The 16679-nt window shown below is 39.2% G+C and carries 18 protein-coding genes; all 18 read right to left on the bottom strand.

What is annotated here, in order from left to right:
* Nucleotides 1-199: 199 nt before the first annotated feature.
* Entirely contained in the window at nt 200-1030 is an 831-nt protein-coding gene (gene spoIIQ, locus ACFX4R_RS18900) for a stage II sporulation protein SpoIIQ (RefSeq protein WP_016765919.1), read from the bottom strand.
* 162 nt (nt 1031-1192) lie between these two features.
* On the bottom strand, nt 1193-2215 hold the full coding sequence (gene spoIID / locus ACFX4R_RS18895; RefSeq protein WP_013059794.1) for a stage II sporulation protein D: 1023 nt from the start codon (nt 2213-2215) through the stop codon (nt 1193-1195).
* Between the two features lie 162 nt (nt 2216-2377).
* A complete protein-coding gene (gene murA, locus ACFX4R_RS18890; protein WP_013085458.1) occupies nt 2378-3682 on the bottom strand; it encodes a UDP-N-acetylglucosamine 1-carboxyvinyltransferase in 1305 nt (434 codons plus the stop codon).
* A 31-nt stretch (nt 3683-3713) separates the two neighbouring features.
* The gene (locus ACFX4R_RS18885) at nt 3714-4454 is read right to left on the bottom strand and encodes a YwmB family TATA-box binding protein (protein WP_013059796.1); all 741 of its coding nucleotides are present in this window, start codon (nt 4452-4454) and stop codon (nt 3714-3716) included.
* A 160-nt stretch (nt 4455-4614) separates the two neighbouring features.
* On the bottom strand, nt 4615-4851 hold the full coding sequence (locus ACFX4R_RS18880; protein WP_013059797.1) for a DUF1146 family protein: 237 nt from the start codon (nt 4849-4851) through the stop codon (nt 4615-4617).
* Between the two features lie 274 nt (nt 4852-5125).
* Complete coding sequence (locus tag ACFX4R_RS18875; RefSeq protein ID WP_013085460.1) at nt 5126-5530, bottom strand: F0F1 ATP synthase subunit epsilon; 405 nt, start codon at nt 5528-5530, stop codon at nt 5126-5128.
* Between the two features lie 26 nt (nt 5531-5556).
* Nucleotides 5557-6978 carry a F0F1 ATP synthase subunit beta gene (atpD, locus tag ACFX4R_RS18870; protein WP_013059799.1) on the bottom strand — a complete coding sequence of 474 codons (1422 nt, stop codon included), beginning with the start codon at nt 6976-6978 and terminating at the stop codon, nt 5557-5559.
* A gap of 36 nt (nt 6979-7014) precedes the next feature.
* Entirely contained in the window at nt 7015-7872 is an 858-nt protein-coding gene (locus tag ACFX4R_RS18865; RefSeq protein ID WP_013059800.1) for a F0F1 ATP synthase subunit gamma, read from the bottom strand.
* A 105-nt stretch (nt 7873-7977) separates the two neighbouring features.
* Nucleotides 7978-9486 (bottom strand): F0F1 ATP synthase subunit alpha, encoded by a 1509-nt coding sequence (gene atpA / locus ACFX4R_RS18860; protein WP_013085461.1) that lies wholly within the window; start codon nt 9484-9486, stop codon nt 7978-7980.
* 15 nt (nt 9487-9501) lie between these two features.
* Complete coding sequence (locus ACFX4R_RS18855) at nt 9502-10047, bottom strand: F0F1 ATP synthase subunit delta (protein WP_013059802.1); 546 nt, start codon at nt 10045-10047, stop codon at nt 9502-9504.
* Nucleotides 10044-10562 (bottom strand): F0F1 ATP synthase subunit B, encoded by a 519-nt coding sequence (locus ACFX4R_RS18850; protein ID WP_013085463.1) that lies wholly within the window; start codon nt 10560-10562, stop codon nt 10044-10046. Before ACFX4R_RS18850 ends, ACFX4R_RS18855 begins: the two co-directional genes overlap by 4 nt.
* 102 nt (nt 10563-10664) lie before the next feature.
* Nucleotides 10665-10877, bottom strand: coding sequence for a F0F1 ATP synthase subunit C (gene atpE / locus ACFX4R_RS18845; RefSeq protein ID WP_013059804.1), 213 nt, complete (start codon nt 10875-10877; stop codon nt 10665-10667).
* 90 nt (nt 10878-10967) lie between these two features.
* Complete coding sequence (gene atpB, locus ACFX4R_RS18840) at nt 10968-11678, bottom strand: F0F1 ATP synthase subunit A (protein ID WP_013059805.1); 711 nt, start codon at nt 11676-11678, stop codon at nt 10968-10970.
* Between the two features lie 18 nt (nt 11679-11696).
* Complete coding sequence (locus ACFX4R_RS18835; protein ID WP_013059806.1) at nt 11697-12068, bottom strand: ATP synthase subunit I; 372 nt, start codon at nt 12066-12068, stop codon at nt 11697-11699.
* Nucleotides 12069-12074: 6 nt separating this feature from the next.
* On the bottom strand, nt 12075-12296 hold the full coding sequence (locus ACFX4R_RS18830; protein ID WP_013085464.1) for an AtpZ/AtpI family protein: 222 nt from the start codon (nt 12294-12296) through the stop codon (nt 12075-12077).
* Nucleotides 12297-12593: 297 nt separating this feature from the next.
* Nucleotides 12594-14789, bottom strand: coding sequence for a S8 family serine peptidase (locus ACFX4R_RS18825; protein WP_280560587.1), 2196 nt, complete (start codon nt 14787-14789; stop codon nt 12594-12596).
* A gap of 67 nt (nt 14790-14856) precedes the next feature.
* On the bottom strand, nt 14857-16008 hold the full coding sequence (gene wecB, locus ACFX4R_RS18820) for a non-hydrolyzing UDP-N-acetylglucosamine 2-epimerase (protein WP_237075075.1): 1152 nt from the start codon (nt 16006-16008) through the stop codon (nt 14857-14859).
* Nucleotides 16009-16030: 22 nt separating this feature from the next.
* The gene (gene upp, locus ACFX4R_RS18815) at nt 16031-16660 is read right to left on the bottom strand and encodes a uracil phosphoribosyltransferase (protein ID WP_013059810.1); all 630 of its coding nucleotides are present in this window, start codon (nt 16658-16660) and stop codon (nt 16031-16033) included.
* Between the last annotated feature and the right edge of the window lie 19 nt (nt 16661-16679).

The following is a 16679-nucleotide window of genomic DNA, read 5'->3' as shown; positions in this document are numbered from 1 at the left end:
TTATAGGTTTGTAACAGTTTATTAGCTTGTGTGCAGATATATGCTAGAAAAGTCAGTAAGGACAAGTGATTTCTTATATTTTTTTGAAAATTTAGTGTTTTTTATTTACTTTTTTAACATAATGCATCTCATTTTAGAAAAATTCATAAAAAAAGAAGCTCGATTTTATCCAGCTTCTTTTCGTATTTAGGGTCTTGCCTTATGCATTTGGTTTAGACGTATCTGTTGAAGGGTGTTTTGAATCTTTATCTTCTTTAGTCTTTTCATCAGATGATTTTTCGCTATCCTTTGATTCTTCAGAAGAAGAGTCGTCTTTTGGTTCTGTTACTTCAGCTGCTTTGACTTCTTTGATAGAACTAACAGATTTTCCAAAATAACTGCTTGGATTAATTGCTACACCATCTTTACGAACTTCAAAATGTACATGTGTTTTTGCTTCTTGATTATATAAGCTTTTTCCAGCTTTTGCGATCGTTTGGCCTTGTTTAACAATATCTCCTACTTCTACATCAGCTTTCTCAAGAGATTGATACTGTGTGACTAAACCATCTTTGTGATCAATTTCTACTACATAACCTAGTAAAGGATCTTTTGTTGCTTTTGTTACTGTACCGCTAGCTGCTGCTACAACATCAAATGATTTATCTCCCTTAACAGCTAAGTCAACACCTGTGTTTGGATGATACGTATTGTTGTAGAAAACTAGTGCTTCTTCTTGCTGTTTTTCAGATGCTTGATCGTCGTAGAAAGGCTTTTTCACGATAGCTGATGCTTCACTAGCAACTGGCATTTTTAAATTTTCAAGCGAAGCATTTACCTCTACAGCGTCGTCTCGATAAGCCGTACCGTCTTGGCTATAGCCGCTTTTGTCTTCTTTGCTAATATCGTTTCCATTAGCTTGAAACCAAAGGACTGCTGTAAGAATAATTGCTGCACTCGCTAAATAGATAGCCGGGAACACCCAACGCTTTCTAACTAATTTTTGAACTTTCGATTTTGGAGAAGTACGTTTCTTTTCTTCCTCTCTCATATATCATCACCTCAGCAATCAGTCTGAACACAATTGAATGAATATATACACAGCGATAAAAAATTTTTTTCGATTATTTTTCAACAGATGAATCTAAAATATACATTTTATTTAAAAAAAGTGAAAAACATAAAAAAAGACCCTGCTATAAGGGTCTTTGAATTAGCGTTTAGCTGTCAATTGTGCAACAAACTGATCGTTAGGGGTAATCGCAACACCTGTATAATAATGAGTAACAATATCTTTATAGGTTTTTCCTTCTAGTGCCATACCATTTGCTCCGTACTGACTCATCCCAATACCATGTCCATATCCTTTTGTGTTGATGATAATTTCATTACCTTTTTTTGTCCAATGAAAGTCGGCTGACGATAAACCCAGTTTTTCCCGAACATCTTTTCCCGACAGTTCTTTACCGTTTATCTTTACGTAATCTACGCGCTGCCCCGGCGTTCTAGAGACGATTTCACCTACTGATCCACTGTTTGTTAATTTCACTCCAAGCCTCTGTTCAAAGCTAGCAACAGACATTACTTTCTGATTTGTAAATTCAGGGGACTTTTTATCCCATGGACTAGCTACACTTTTTAGATAAGGAATGGAATTCTTCCAATACGCTTCTGAGTTTTCAGTGTAACCATTGCTGGTAGAAAAGAACGTAGCATTAATTGGCTTATTTTTATACGTAAGAATTTGACCTTGGGTGTCCTTCACTGCTTCTTGAATTTTTTTGATTTTCCAATCATAGTCTTTGTTCCATCTGCTTCTTAGCTCATCTTTATTTAAATATACTTGGTACTCTACGGTATCAGTCACATCCGCTCCTTGGGGAAGATGACTATTTCCATTCATCATAGTTTGCACAATATAGGTTCTGGCTGCCAAACTTTGAGCCTTAAGTGCTTCAAGCTCAAAAGTAGCAGGCATTTCAGCTGCTACTACCCCTACAAGATAGTCTTCGAGCGGCAGTTTTTCTACTTTTTTCGTTTCCGTACGATAAACACTGACGTCAAGAGGAGACGCTGTCACTTTTTGTAGTTTTTCGGTTTTTGGGGTCTGTTTGACATTTTCATGTAGCTTTCCATCTGTCTTTTCAGTAAAAGGAACAACGAGAAGTGTTGGGATGAGTAACACAACGAAAAAAAAGATGACTCCTAGTACGACGATTGGCTTTGCTTGTTTCATGAACGCCTAGCCTCCATATCTATTATTTTGACAAGGAACACCTATATCCCTATATCCCATATGTATGGAGGTGGACAACCTTTTATGACAGCAAACCGGCCATAAGGGTCGTCCAACGACAAAAAAAGCATCTCGCTATGAGATGCTTTTTTTATGACATATTTACTTGACGTCTGAAGCCTGTTGAGTTTGTTCTACTTGCTTTGTTTCGTCATTTACACGTTCAATATCAGCACCCAAAGCGGCTAATTTATTGTGGAAATTTACATAACCACGATCAAGGTGTTTTAATTCCGTTACACGCGTATAGCCGTCTGCTACAAGTCCTGCTAATGTTAACGCTGCTGCTGCACGAAGATCTGTTGCTGCTACTTCAGCGCCTTGTAGTTGAGTAGGTCCGTTAATAATAACAGAGCGTCCTTCAATTTTAATATCAGCGTTCATGCGGCGAAACTCTTCTACGTGCATAAAGCGGTTTTCAAAAACTGTTTCTGTAATCATACTTGTGCCTTCTGCTGCTAATAATAATGCCATCATTTGAGATTGCATATCTGTAGGGAACCCTGGATGAGGCATTGTTTTAATATCTACTGATTTTAGCTTTTCAGGTCCTACAACACGTAAGCCGTCGCCTTCTTCAGTAATTTCAACACCCATTTCTTCCATTTTAGCAACAAGTGAACTGATGTGCTCTGCTACTGCACCGCGTACAAGTACGTTTCCACCTGTAATAGCTGCTGCTACCATGAATGTTCCAGCTTCGATACGATCTGGAATAATTGCATGTTCTGCACCATATAATTTATTAACACCTTCAATACGGATCGTACCAGTTCCTGCACCGCGAACTTTAGCGCCCATTGCGTTTAAGAAGTTTGCTAAATCGACAATCTCAGGTTCTTTTGCTACGTTTTCCATAATTGTAGTGCCTTCCGCTAATGCTGCTGCCATCATAATATTTTCTGTGGCGCCTACACTTGGGAAGTCTAAATAAATTTTAGCACCTTTTAGTCTTCCTTCAACTTTTGCATCAATAAAACCATTTCCTACTTGAACTTTAGCACCCATTGCTTCAAAGCCTTTAAGATGCTGATCAATCGGTCTTGATCCAATTGCACATCCGCCAGGTAAAGCTACACGAGCCTCACCTGTACGCGCCAATAAAGGACCCATTACAAGTACTGAAGCGCGCATTTTTCTTACATATTCAAAAGGTGCATCTGTTTTTAACTCTCTTGATGCATCTACAACTACACGATTTGTTTCAAAATCTACTTCTGCATTCAGATGTCTTAAAACTTCGCCAATCGTAAATACATCGGAGAGAGCTGGTACATCATTTAGAATTGTTTTTCCTTCACTAGCTAATAAGGTTGCAGTGATAATAGGTAAAACGGCGTTTTTTGCTCCTTCAACTTTAACTGTACCGCTTAATCTATTTCCACCGCGGACGATGATTTTTTCCAAGGTATTCCCCTCCGCGTCCATTTTCTCTATATTAATATTCAGACGTAATGATAGGTGTGCCAACAACTATGGTTGTTTGACCGCCCATTCTTGTCTTGCGTAATGCAATTTGTAAGTTCATTTCCTGCTTTTTCGTTTGAAGAGCTTCTTTCCACAGTCCAGTATATGCTGAAACAGAGGTAAATGACTCTTCCACTAGAGATTCCACTGGTTTAGCATTGAAAGCTCGTAATAGGTCTTGAATTTCAACAGACAAAACACTTTCCATCTTATCATTGATTTCCCCAGTTGCACAAGAGAAAATTATGGGTTCTGATAGGAAAATTTTTTCATAATTTGTCTGAAATACATTTTGAAAATGGGTCATATTTTTTTCTTTCAAACCTTGTCCCGTTACATGATACGATATGTACGCATTGCTGTGTTCATCGATCGCATAAGTTAACAGAATGACTTCGTTCACATCTTCACTTTTGCGTGTACCTATTGCTTTCCATAGGTCTCTTTCCCTCTTCACTTCCCATTTAAAACCTCTAAAATTACTTTTAATACTTTTAGCTTGCGAATAAAAGGTTTTTTGGTCAGTAACAGCTTTTACTTCTTCTCTTGCATACAACGATACTTCAGTTAACGAAACATGCTGCTTATTTAAGGTGTGAACAATCTTCTCAATAGTAGTTTCATTGTTTTGGGCATTGCTCACATAACTTCCATGATATACGAATAAGCCAGTAATGAAAATAGCCAAAAAGACACTAATTTTTTTAAACATTTCGCCACTCCCTCTCCGTACTCATCAGTCTTTCCAGAAGGCGATGATACATACATGAAAAGGGTCGTCATATTTAGACATAGCGACATACATTAGCGTATAAATTCGTATATCTTCAATGAATGAACGCCTATTTTATCATAGACTCATAGCTTGCCAATCATTGAAAAAATGAGGGAATGCGCTGTGACCAAAATAAATAATCCAAAAAGAAATTACTTACTGTTGATGAAATCGTAATGGTCAATAAAATAAGCATTAATTTTGCTTGAAACACATGATTAGGTTTCATCAGCTTTTCAATTTGAAAGCCTTGCAAAGCATACCAAGTAATCACAATAAAAATCAAATGTGAAATCATGGTTAGTAACGTTTGCTGTTCAATTCCTCCAAACAATAAAAGCACTCCTTTTAAACACCATATGAAAAGAAGAGACGATCATCGTCTCTTCTTTTCATATTAAAGCACACTTATGCAAATTCGTAAACGGTAACATGAAAAACATTTATTTTATTCCCTATTTTAAGATCCTTTTCCACTATTGAGCAAAATAAAGAAGATAGATGCGCTTAGTTAAATGGAATATATAATCATAGATCAATCCTATTTGCTCTTCCCTTTTTGTATAATAGAGCAAAAAAGCCCTCTCATTCGTTTGAGAGGGCTTTTTTTAGAACTTACGTTGACTAATATCTAAACGATTGACTGCCCGTTTTAAGGCAATTTCAGCACGCTTAACATCAACGTCATCTTGTTTGCTATCAAGGCGCATTTCAGCGCGCTTTTTCGCTTCTTCTGCACGAGCTATGTCAATCTCTTCAGCTGTTTCAGCAGCCTGTGCAAGAATTGTTACTTTGTCAGGTCTTACTTCAAGAAATCCTCCGCTAACAGCCACAAGTTCTGTACTGCTTGCTTTCTTCAAGCGGACGGCTCCAATTTGTAAAGGAGCAACCATCGGAATATGGCCATGTAAAATACCAAGCTCACCACTCTGTGCTCGGGTACTTACCATTTCCACTTCTGATTCGTAAACTGGGCCATCAGGAGTCACTACACTGACATGGATTGTCTTCATTTAAAAAACCTCCTATGTCCCTTAAATTAAACTTCTACTCCCATACGTTTCGCATTTTCAATAACTTCTTCAATGCGACCAACTAAACGGAACGCATCTTCAGGTAAATGATCGTATTTACCTTCCAAGATCTCTTTAAATCCTTTAACAGTTTCTTTTACAGGAACATAAGAACCTTTTTGACCTGTAAATTGTTCTGCTACGTGGAAGTTTTGAGACAAGAAGAATTGAACGCGACGAGCACGTTGTACAACAAGTTTATCTTCATCAGATAACTCATCCATACCTAGGATTGCAATGATATCTTGTAACTCTTTATAACGCTGTAACGTTTGTTGAACTTGACGCGCAATTGCATAGTGCTCTTCTCCAACAATTTCAGGAGATAAAGCGCGAGATGTAGATGCTAATGGATCTACCGCAGGGTAAATACCCATCTCTGATAATTTACGCTCTAAGTTTGTTGTTGCATCTAAGTGAGCAAATGTTGTCGCTGGAGCTGGATCCGTATAGTCATCGGCTGGTACGTAAATCGCTTGAATCGATGTTACAGAACCTACGCTTGTTGACGTGATACGCTCTTGAAGCTGACCCATTTCTGTCGCTAATGTTGGCTGATAACCTACTGCTGATGGCATACGGCCAAGTAATGCTGATACTTCTGAACCCGCTTGTGTGAAACGGAAGATATTATCAATAAAGAATAATACGTCTTGACCTTGTTCGTCACGGAAGTATTCTGCCATTGTTAATCCTGTTAATGCAACACGTTGACGTGCACCAGGTGGCTCATTCATTTGGCCAAATACCATAGCCGTCTTCTTAATAACACCAGAATCTGTCATTTCATGGTATAAGTCATTACCTTCACGCGTACGCTCACCTACACCAGCGAATACTGAAATACCGCCGTGCTCTTGAGCAATGTTATTGATTAATTCTTGAATCAATACTGTTTTACCTACACCGGCACCACCGAATAGACCGATTTTTCCACCTTTAATGTAAGGAGCTAATAAGTCTACTACTTTAATACCTGTTTCAAGAATTTCAGCTTGTGTAGATAGATTTTCGAACTTTGGTGCTTGACGGTGGATTGGATCACGACGTGCACCTGCATCGATTGGGGCGTCTAAGTCGATTTTTTCACCTAATACGTTAAATACACGACCTAACGTAACGTCACCAACTGGTACTGAGATTGCTGCACCTGTATCTTCTACTTCTAATCCACGAACTAAGCCGTCAGTGGATGACATTGCTACTGTACGAACTGTGTTATCACCTAAGTGAATCGCAACTTCTAATGTTAATTCGATTGCAACTTCACTTGCACTGCTCGGTTTATGTGAAATTTTAAGGGCGTTATAAATTGCCGGAAGGTGTCCGTTGTCAAACTTTACGTCTACAACTGGACCCATGATTTGAGTAACGCGTCCTTTTGTCATCGTGTTCCCTCCTAACTTGCTTTTCCATTAAACTTTCTATTCTAACGCTGCCGCTCCGCCAACAATTTCCGTAATTTCCTGGGTAATTGCCGCTTGACGTGCACGGTTATATGACAATGTAAGATTATTGATAAGATCTTTTGCGTTGTCTGTTGCACTTTTCATCGCTGTCATACGAGCAGCATGCTCACTTGCTTTTCCATCAAGTAGGCCGCCGTAAATTAAACTCTCTGCATACTGAGGAAGTAATACTTCTAAAATCTCTTCTTGTGATGGTTCAAATTCATAACCAACAAGTTTACCAGAAGGTTGAAGATCTGTTAGAGGCAATAGCTTCTTCTCCGTCACTTCTTGTGAAATCGTATTGATAAAGTGATTGTAGTATAAGTAAAGTTCATCAAACGTACCGTCTGCAAACATTTGAACTGTTTGTGAAGCGATTCCTTGAATGTCAGCAAAAGCTGGCTGATCTGCTAAGCCTGTGATTTCAAGCAAAACCGGAATGCCGCGTTTCACGAAGAAATCTCTCCCTACTCGTCCAATTGCAATCACACCGTATTCATCAGGTGATTGATGGCGTTCTTCAATAGCTTGAGATACTTTTCGCAAAATATTACTGTTATATGCTCCTGCTAGACCGCGATCTGAAGTGATTACGATGTAACCAGTCTTCTTCACACTGCGCGCAGTTAGCATTGGATGTGAAGCGCCTCTGCTGCCTAGGGCTACGCTTGAGACTACTTCTTGAATTTTTTCCATGTATGGAACAAACGATTTTGCATTTTGTTCCGCTCTATTCAGCTTTGCAGCTGAAACCATTTCCATTGCTTTCGTAATCTGGCTCGTTTTTTTCGTCGATGTGATTCGAGTTTGTATATCACGTAATGATGCCAAAGGTTTCACCACCTTGTTTTAGAAGATCACGTGGTATGAAAGGTGAACAAATGTTCACCTTCACCTTATTGAAAGATTGTCTTAACATACCATGCTGACAATATATTATTCAGATGCAATAAATGTTTTCTTGAATTCTTCAAGTGCTGATTCGAATACGCCAGCTTCAGGAAGTCCACCAGTTGTACGGATTGATTCAAGTACTTCTTTACGGTTTGACTCTAACCATGTTAAGTACTCGTCTTCAAAGCGCGTAATATCTGATACCGGAACATCATCTAAGAAGCCTTTTGTTAATGCGTAAAGCACAGCTACTTGTTTTTCTACGCGAAGCGGTTTGTGTAAACCTTGTTTTAAGATTTCAACTGTACGCGCTCCTCGATTTAATTTTGCTTGAGTTGCTTGGTCAAGATCAGAACCGAACTGAGCAAACGATTCAAGCTCACGATAAGATGCAAGGTCTAGACGCAGTGTACCTGCTACCTTTTTCATCGCTTTAATTTGTGCAGATCCCCCTACACGTGATACAGAAAGACCAGCATTAATCGCAGGACGCACGCCTGAGAAGAATAGATCTGACTGTAAGAAAATTTGTCCGTCTGTAATCGAAATTACGTTCGTTGGGATATAAGCAGATACGTCTCCTGCTTGCGTTTCAATAAATGGAAGAGCTGTTAATGAACCTCCACCTTTTGCGTCCGATAACTTTGCCGCACGCTCTAATAAACGAGAGTGCAGATAGAATACATCCCCTGGATACGCTTCACGACCTGGAGGACGGCGTAATAGTAATGAAAGTTCACGATAAGCTGATGCTTGTTTTGTTAAGTCATCGTAAATAACAAGTACGTGCTTACCGTTATACATAAACTCTTCACCCATTGTTACCCCAGCATATGGCGCTAAGAATAATAGTGGAGCTGGTTGTGAAGCTGATGCTGTTACAACGATTGTGTAATCTAGAGCACCGTGTTTACGTAATGTCTCTACTACGTTACGAACTGTTGATTCTTTTTGGCCAATCGCTACATAGATACATACCATATCTTGATCTTTTTGGTTTAAGATTGTATCGATTGCTACCGATGTTTTACCCGTTTGACGGTCACCGATAATTAACTCACGCTGTCCACGACCGATCGGCACAAGTGCGTCAATCGCCTTGATACCTGTTTGAAGCGGCTCATGTACTGATTTACGATCCATAACGCCAGGTGCAGCACCTTCAATTGGACGTGTTTTTGTTGTTTCTACTGGGCCTAAGCCGTCTACTGGCTGACCTAATGAGTTAACAACACGACCGATTAACTGCTCCCCTACTGGAACTTCCATGATGCGTCCTGTACGGCGAACTTCGTCACCTTCACGAATTTCCGTATATGGTCCTAAAATAATGATACCTACATTGTTTTCTTCTAAGTTTTGTGCCATTCCCATGACACCATTTGAAAATTCAACCAGTTCTCCAGCCATGACATTGTCGAGGCCATGAGCACGTGCGATACCGTCCCCAACTTGGATAACAGTACCTACATCACTCACTTTAATCTCAGACTGATAGTTTTCAATTTGCTGCTTGATCAGCGCACTAATTTCTTCAGCTTTGATGCTCATGAATTTCACCCCTATCTACGATCTGTGTGCAAGAAGTCCTCGGTGGATCGTTTCTAATTTGCTGCTAATGCTGCCATCATAGATACGATTACCAATGCGAAGCTTCACGCCGCCGATTAGGCTTTTATCTACTATATTTGAAATATTTAACGTATGTTTTCCAACTTTAGAAGCAAATGATTGTGAGATTGCTCTTTTCTCATCTGCACTTAAAGGTTTGACAGAATAAACAGTTGCATCTGCCACGCCACGTACTTCGTTCGCTAGGAAACGATACTCTTTTACCATCTCGCTAACAATTTGAATGCGGTGACGCTCTAATAATAGAAGAACCGTATGTTGAACAGTTGGTGAAAGTTCAGCAAATGCCTCACTTACAAACTGTTTTTTTCGCTCAATTGTAATTTTTGGATGAGTTAATACATCCATTAATTCAGGTGTTTTAGCAAACACCTCTTCAACGATTTGTAGCTGGTCTTGCATTTCATCGATCATCTGTTTTTCTGTTGCTAATTGAAAAAGAGCTAGTGCATAGCGCTTGGCTACAGCTGGTTGACTCATCGTACATCCCCTACTTCTTGGATATATTCATGAATTAACTTCTCTTGATCTTGTTCAGAAAGTTCTTTTTCAATAACTTTCGACGCAATTAAAACAGATAATGAAGCAACTTGCTCACGTAACGCAGCAACTGCTTGATCTTTTTGCTGTTCGATTTCTTGTTTTGCTGCAGCTTTTAGACGCTCAGACTCTTCGCGTGCTGCCGCAATGATTTCTTCTTTTTTATCTTCTGCAGACTTTCTAGCGTTTTCCATCATTACTTGCACTTCTTGACGAGATTGCTTTAAGATTTCACGCTGCTCTTCAACAAGCTTCTTCGCTTCCTCATTTTGCTTTTCTGCTTCATCAATCTCACCGGCAATATGCTCTTCACGTTTTTTCATGATTCCCATTACAGGACCAAACGCGAATTTTTGAAGTAACGCAAGTAGGATAAGGAACATCACTAATTGGAAAAGAATATCTCCACCATTAATGCCTGCTGCTCCTAACACAAACATGTTCGACACGGCCATGTTCACTCCCTTCAGAGACTCCACATATATAATTTACTTATTAAAGACATAAAGTAATGGCGAAGGTTCTTTTGAATGATCTTCGCCACATGTAACACATTATTATTTACCTTGTACCATGAATGCAATAACTACGGCGATAATTGGAAGCGCCTCAACTAAGGCAACCCCAACGAACATCATTGAAGTTAATGTACCACGTGCTTCTGGTTGGCGAGCTGTGCCTTCAATCGTCTTAGAAACGATAAGACCGTTACCAATACCAGCACCTAGTGCCGCTAAACCAATCGCAATTGCAGATGCTATTAAACCCATTTTATAAAGTCCTCCCTTAATATATATGATTTTGTTTAACTAAGTTTTGTTTTGTCCAAATTGGGTATTACTTGAACAAAGCTTTATAAATTAATGGTCGCTACTCACTTTGTGAGATAAATAAACCATCGTTAACATTGTGAAAATGAAGGCCTGAATTGCGCCTACAAAAATACTAAATCCTTGCCATAAAAGCATTGGAATAGCAGCTCCAATTGTACCTAGGAAGCCTGTTGTTGCTAAACCAGCTAGCAAGCTTAACAAAATTTCCCCAGCATAAATATTACCGTAAAGACGAAGGCCAAGCGTTAACGTATTGGCAAACTCCTCGATAATCTTAAGCGGGAATAAAAATGCCATTGGCTTGAAGTAATCTTTCGTGTATGCAGAGAACCCTCGCATTTTAATACCATAGTAATGTGATAGTACAACTACCATAACGGCTAACGTCAGCGTAATTGCTGGATCAGCGGTTGGCGATTTCCACCATAAGTTATGGTCAATCACGATGGCAAATGGAAGACCCAACATATTTGACACAAAAATGTACATAAGTAAAGTTACACCTAGCGTCAAAAAGCGGCCACCTGTTTTCCAATCCATATTGCTATTAACGAGTCCTTTAACAAAATCTAAGACCCATTCAATAAAGTTTTGTGCACCGCTTGGCTTCATAGCAAGAGTACGAGTACATAAAACTGCAATTAAGAATACAATAACAGAAGCTACGGTAACCATAAGCAAGTTACTTTGACTAAAAGTAAGGCCTAGAAACTCTATAGTTGGTGATTCATGACCCAACTGTGTTCACCTCTCTTTCTATCTTCTACGCATATTTTGAACAACTAAATCTATGATAATGACAACGTAATACGTCATTAATCCCACAACTACACTAATAATATGAAAGGTTTTTGGATAAGAGATGGTAATCACAACTGCGAGAGCAGCTGTTGCAAATCTTACAACAGTCCCAATTGAACGGGGCTTTTTCCCCTCATCCAACGCCTGTCCAAACTGCTCAAACTTTCTTACTAAGTTCCACAAATTATACAAACTCAGGGCGGTTCCTAAAATTAAACCTGCAAAAACAGCCTTATAACTTGTAAATCCCCAGCCGAGAACGTATAATGCTAACAAATACAATATGTATGAACGAAGTCTTGGAAAAACGTGCTGCAAATCCTGCATGAATTATTAATCTCCTGAAAAAAAATGGTGGACTGTCCGCAGCATCATAAAAACACCTGCTGCTAGCCCTGAAAGAAGGCCTAAAATCAAAAAAAGTGGTTCGGTGTCAAGCCATTGATCAGCCCATCTTCCAGAGAATAAGCCAATTAAGACTGAACCTGCTAACTGTGATAGAATGATTGACACTAATGCCATCGCTTGCAAAGGATGACGGTTGCGATCTTTCATAAGCTCATACCCCTTTTGCAAAATTTTCTTTTTTCCGAATTCTCTATCGTTTTTATAGCTCAATATATGATAGAAAGGCAAAAAAAATTGCTAAAAAAGGTAAAAACAGCTAATAAAATACGCAGAAATATCAACGGTTTTCACAGGTTGAAAACCTTATCATTTATATTCCCTGTAAGCATACAATAGCGTATATTTAATGTCAATGTGTTTAAGCTAAAAACTTCACAATCTCTTCTTATTGTTCACATTTCTGCCACACATAAAACCTCTTCAAATGAAAACATTTAAAGAGGTTCATTCAATCGTTATTGTACTGTTTACAACATGCTCTTGTCTATGCTTTTTCACAAATGCAAATATTTGGTACGCTCCCGGTACAAGCGATTCATCGATCGTTATTTTCCGTTTTCTCATGCCTCTTTCTACATCAACGTCAACATCTAAATACGATATAAACTGTAAAGACTGCTTATCAAAAAGAGCAACGCCTAACTCATCTGCTCCTTCAGGCAAAAACAGTTCATAGCTATACGTATTTTTCTCTTTTTCCGCTGCTACTTGCAATCCCATGACACGGGGATAATCTGGAATGCTAACCATGTACATATAAGGAAGCGAAAATGTTTCACGTGAATCATTTATTTCCAAATATCCGTCATATATACCTTTATTTTTAAAACGGGGCTGCACCGATAAAGTGACAGCTATTTCTTTTGTCTGATGGGGCTGCACCGTGACGGGTAATGGAACATCCCAATTCACTCCTTCATCCCTTTTCGGAACGTTCAAGCGATACGTTTTTGCTTTATCAGACTGGTTATCAATTTTAAATGATAAGACTTTCTTTGATGGGCGCGTAAAAATACCGAAAGATAAAGAAGATGGATAAAATAAAGAGTCTGCTGTGACAGCTTTTGCTATTTGAATTCTCCCGGCTCCTTGTTCATATACGCGATACGTTTGACCATTTAGCTGCTGCATTACTTTACTTGTGTTCATCAATGAAGCTTTGACTTGTTCAGGAGACCAGTTCGGGTGAGCTTGTAAAATAAGAGCGCACGCTCCAGCTACATGGGGCGCAGCCATACTTGTTCCATGCATGCGTTCATATCCCCCAGGAACTGTACTATTAATGAAGTAACCAGGTGCGACGACGTCCGGCTTGATTCCCCAAGTAGTCGTTACAGGTCCTCTTGAACTGAAAGATGTGAGCAAGTCTTGCACCACTTGCTTGCCAGTGCGTAAGTATGGTTGTTGAGACTGAATGTATTGATTAATGGTATCACCGTTTTTTTTACTTACCCATATCACTGGAATATTTACTGATTCTTGTAGTTTACCGATTATGCTTTTTTCAGTCGGACTATATAAAATAACGGCTTTTGCTCCTGCCTGTTCAGCTTGTTTAATCTTTTTTTCAACCACATTTCCTTCTGCTTTTAGCAAAATGACGTTACCCAACGCATGCTTTTGCTCTTCTTTGAAGTATTCTTCATTTATTACACGCAGCGTTTGATTAAACGTCCATGGACGAGACCCTTCTACTGGCGCCATCATAATTTTTTCTTTGTTAAATCCAATTGTTAGAAATTGAACTGTTGTCGGGGAAACAGAAGCGCCAACCGAAATAGCTTTTCCCGCTGTACCTGGAGAGCCCACGGTCCATAAACCTGGACCTGAATTGCCGCTGGATGTAACCGTTACAATTCCTTTTTCAACAGCTCGATCTAACGCTAAGCTTGTTGGTAAATCAGGGCCATTCACATCATTTCCTAATGATAAATTAATAATATCTACATCATCTTGAATTGCTTTTTCGATAGCTAGAATAACACTTTCAGACGTTCCAGCTCCACCAGGTCCAAGAGCTCGGTATGCGTAGATCTCCGCCTGAGGTGCTACACCTTTAATATTTCCATTTGCTGCAATAATACCGGCTACATGAGTGCCATGCAGAGTAGGCTCTCCTTGCTCCCGAGTGGTTTCCATCGGCTCATAATCTTTATCTATTACATCATACCCTCCCCTGTAGGTTTGTTTTAAATCGGGATGAGAATAATCAACACCCGTATCGATGACGCCTACTTTGATCCCTTTTCCTGTTAAGCGCTGATTATGAGTATCAAATAAGCCTCTTACCTGTTCTGAGCCAATGAAGGTTACACTATTTTCTTCTGCAACCTGGTAGTTTTTAATAGAATGTGAACCAATAATAGAAGGATTATGAGATAGTTTTTCCAAATCCGAGATGGAGCCGTTTAATGAAAGTCCTGTAAATACCGTGTGAAACTCGCTCTTAATCTTTATATTAGGATAATTTTTTTGTAGCTGACTTTTAAATTCCGCGAATTTTTCTTTTTCAACCATGACAATTATTGATTTTTCCTGATGATTCATTTCTTGTTTTATAGAAGGAAATGTCGGATTGAGCGACGTTTGCCCTCCCCCGCTCCCTAATATAAAGCTAAGCATTAACCATTTAATCCACATAAAAAAACACCTCTCACACTATCGTGTCTCAAAGAGACACTTTTCATGTGAAAGGTGTTTAGAAATCTTACGAAAGCGGATTAAAAGCTTCCGGTCTTTTTTCCCGGCGGTTGAAATAGTAGCTAATAGCATCACAAATACGTTTAGAAGCTAAGCCATCTCCGTAAGGATTCGATGCTTGTGACATTTGCTTATATACGTCTTCATCTATTAACAGCTCTTTTGCTAGCGTATAAATTGTTTCTTCTTCCGTTCCTGCTAGTTTGAGCGTTCCTGCTTCAATTCCTTCCGGTCGCTCTGTTGTATCACGAAGTACCAATACAGGTACGCCTAATGAAGGAGCTTCTTCTTGAACACCGCCCGAATCTGTCAAAATAATATGAGCGCGCTCAGCGAAGTTATGGAAGTCAATTACATCTAACGGTTCAATTAAATGAATGCGTGGGTCATTTCCTAAGATATCGTTTGCTGTTTCTCTAACTACCGGATTCAAATGAACAGGATACACAACTTGCACATCTTCATGTTCATCCACAATACGTTTAACCGCACGGAACATGTTTTTCATTGGTTCGCCTAAATTTTCGCGGCGATGCGCCGTTAATAAAATAAGACGATCATCTCCCAATTTCGTTAACACTTCATGCTCATATGTCTCTTTTACTGTCGTTTTTAACGCATCGATAGCTGTGTTTCCAGTCACAAAGATTCGCTCTTCTTTTTTATTCTCTGCTTGCAAATTAGCTGCAGACTTATCTGTCGGAGCAAAGTGCATATCAGCAAGAACGCCTGTAAGCTGACGGTTCATTTCTTCCGGATATGGAGAATATTTATTCCATGTGCGCAAACCTGCTTCAACATGTCCCACCTGAATTTGATTATAAAAAGCTGCTAGTCCGGCAATAAACGTCGTAGTTGTATCGCCGTGTACAAGTACGATGTCCGGCTTTACTTTTTTCATTACGTCGTCCAAACCTTCTAATCCTCTGGTCGTTACGTCCATAAGAGTTTGGCGATCTTTCATAATGTTAAGGTCATAGTCAGGCTGAATGTCAAAAATGCTCAATACTTGGTCTAACATTTCACGGTGCTGAGCCGTTACCGTCACAATCGCTTCGAACTCCTCAGGTCGCTTTTTAAGCTCTAGCACTAGAGGGGCCATTTTAATTGCTTCTGGTCTTGTCCCGAATATCGTCATTACTTTAATTGGCTGCTTCATGTTCATCACCCGAATCTACAAATTATTTTGTACCGAATAAACGATCCCCTGCATCACCTAAACCTGGAACAATATATCCATGGTCATTTAATTTTTCATCTAATGCCGCAATGTAAATATCTACGTCAGGGTGTGCTTCTTTTACGATTTCCACGCCTTCAGGAGCAGCAATTAAACACATAAATTTAATGTTTTTAGCGCCTCTTTTTTTAAGAGAGTTGATTGCTTCTACAGCTGACCCTCCTGTTGCAAGCATAGGATCTACTACAATAAAGTCACGCTCTTCTACATCATTAGGCAGCTTTACATAATATTCAACAGGCTGTAATGTTTCTGGATCACGATATAAGCCAACGTGTCCAACTTTAGCAGCTGGCATTAGTTTTAAAAATCCATCTACCATGCCGATACCAGCACGAAGAATTGGAACGATACCAAGCTTTTTCCCTGCAATAACTTTTGACTTTGTTTTGCAAACCGGTGTTTCAATTTCAACGTCTTCTAGCGGTAAATCACGTGTCGCTTCAAAAGCCATTAAGCTTGCCACTTCATCAACTAATTCACGAAACTCTTTCGTTCCCGTTTTTACATCGCGTATGTAAGTTAATTTGTGTTGAATAAGCGGGTGATCAAATACGTATACTTTGCCCATTGATATCTCTCCTTATATA

Origin of the sequence: Priestia sp. YIM B13490 (assembly GCF_042787735.1) — a bacterium.
GTDB lineage: Bacteria > Bacillota > Bacilli > Bacillales > Bacillaceae_H > Priestia > Priestia megaterium.
The sequence above is the reverse complement of the archived record's forward strand: the minus strand, read 5'-3'. Positions and strand labels throughout refer to the sequence as shown.

What these genes read in the sequence shown, in the direction of transcription:
- atpE (WP_013059804.1), bottom strand. Translation starts at nt 10,877, where the DNA reads ATGGGTTTAATAGCATCTGCAATTGCGATTGGTTTAGCGGCACTAGGT.
- spoIID (WP_013059794.1), bottom strand. Translation starts at nt 2,215, where the DNA reads ATGAAACAAGCAAAGCCAATCGTCGTACTAGGAGTCATCTTTTTTTTC.
- ACFX4R_RS18875 (WP_013085460.1), bottom strand. Translation starts at nt 5,530, where the DNA reads ATGAAGACAATCCATGTCAGTGTAGTGACTCCTGATGGCCCAGTTTAC.
- ACFX4R_RS18855 (WP_013059802.1), bottom strand. Translation starts at nt 10,047, where the DNA reads ATGAGTCAACCAGCTGTAGCCAAGCGCTATGCACTAGCTCTTTTTCAA.
- upp (WP_013059810.1), bottom strand. Translation starts at nt 16,660, where the DNA reads ATGGGCAAAGTATACGTATTTGATCACCCGCTTATTCAACACAAATTA.
- ACFX4R_RS18850 (WP_013085463.1), bottom strand. Translation starts at nt 10,562, where the DNA reads ATGGCCGTGTCGAACATGTTTGTGTTAGGAGCAGCAGGCATTAATGGT.
- atpD (WP_013059799.1), bottom strand. Translation starts at nt 6,978, where the DNA reads ATGACAAAAGGACGCGTTACTCAAATCATGGGTCCAGTTGTAGACGTA.
- spoIIQ (WP_016765919.1), bottom strand. Translation starts at nt 1,030, where the DNA reads ATGAGAGAGGAAGAAAAGAAACGTACTTCTCCAAAATCGAAAGTTCAA.
- wecB (WP_237075075.1), bottom strand. Translation starts at nt 16,008, where the DNA reads ATGAAGCAGCCAATTAAAGTAATGACGATATTCGGGACAAGACCAGAA.
- ACFX4R_RS18830 (WP_013085464.1), bottom strand. Translation starts at nt 12,296, where the DNA reads ATGAAAGATCGCAACCGTCATCCTTTGCAAGCGATGGCATTAGTGTCA.
- ACFX4R_RS18885 (WP_013059796.1), bottom strand. Translation starts at nt 4,454, where the DNA reads ATGTTTAAAAAAATTAGTGTCTTTTTGGCTATTTTCATTACTGGCTTA.
- ACFX4R_RS18825 (WP_280560587.1), bottom strand. Translation starts at nt 14,789, where the DNA reads ATGTGGATTAAATGGTTAATGCTTAGCTTTATATTAGGGAGCGGGGGA.
- ACFX4R_RS18835 (WP_013059806.1), bottom strand. Translation starts at nt 12,068, where the DNA reads ATGCAGGATTTGCAGCACGTTTTTCCAAGACTTCGTTCATACATATTG.
- atpA (WP_013085461.1), bottom strand. Translation starts at nt 9,486, where the DNA reads ATGAGCATCAAAGCTGAAGAAATTAGTGCGCTGATCAAGCAGCAAATT.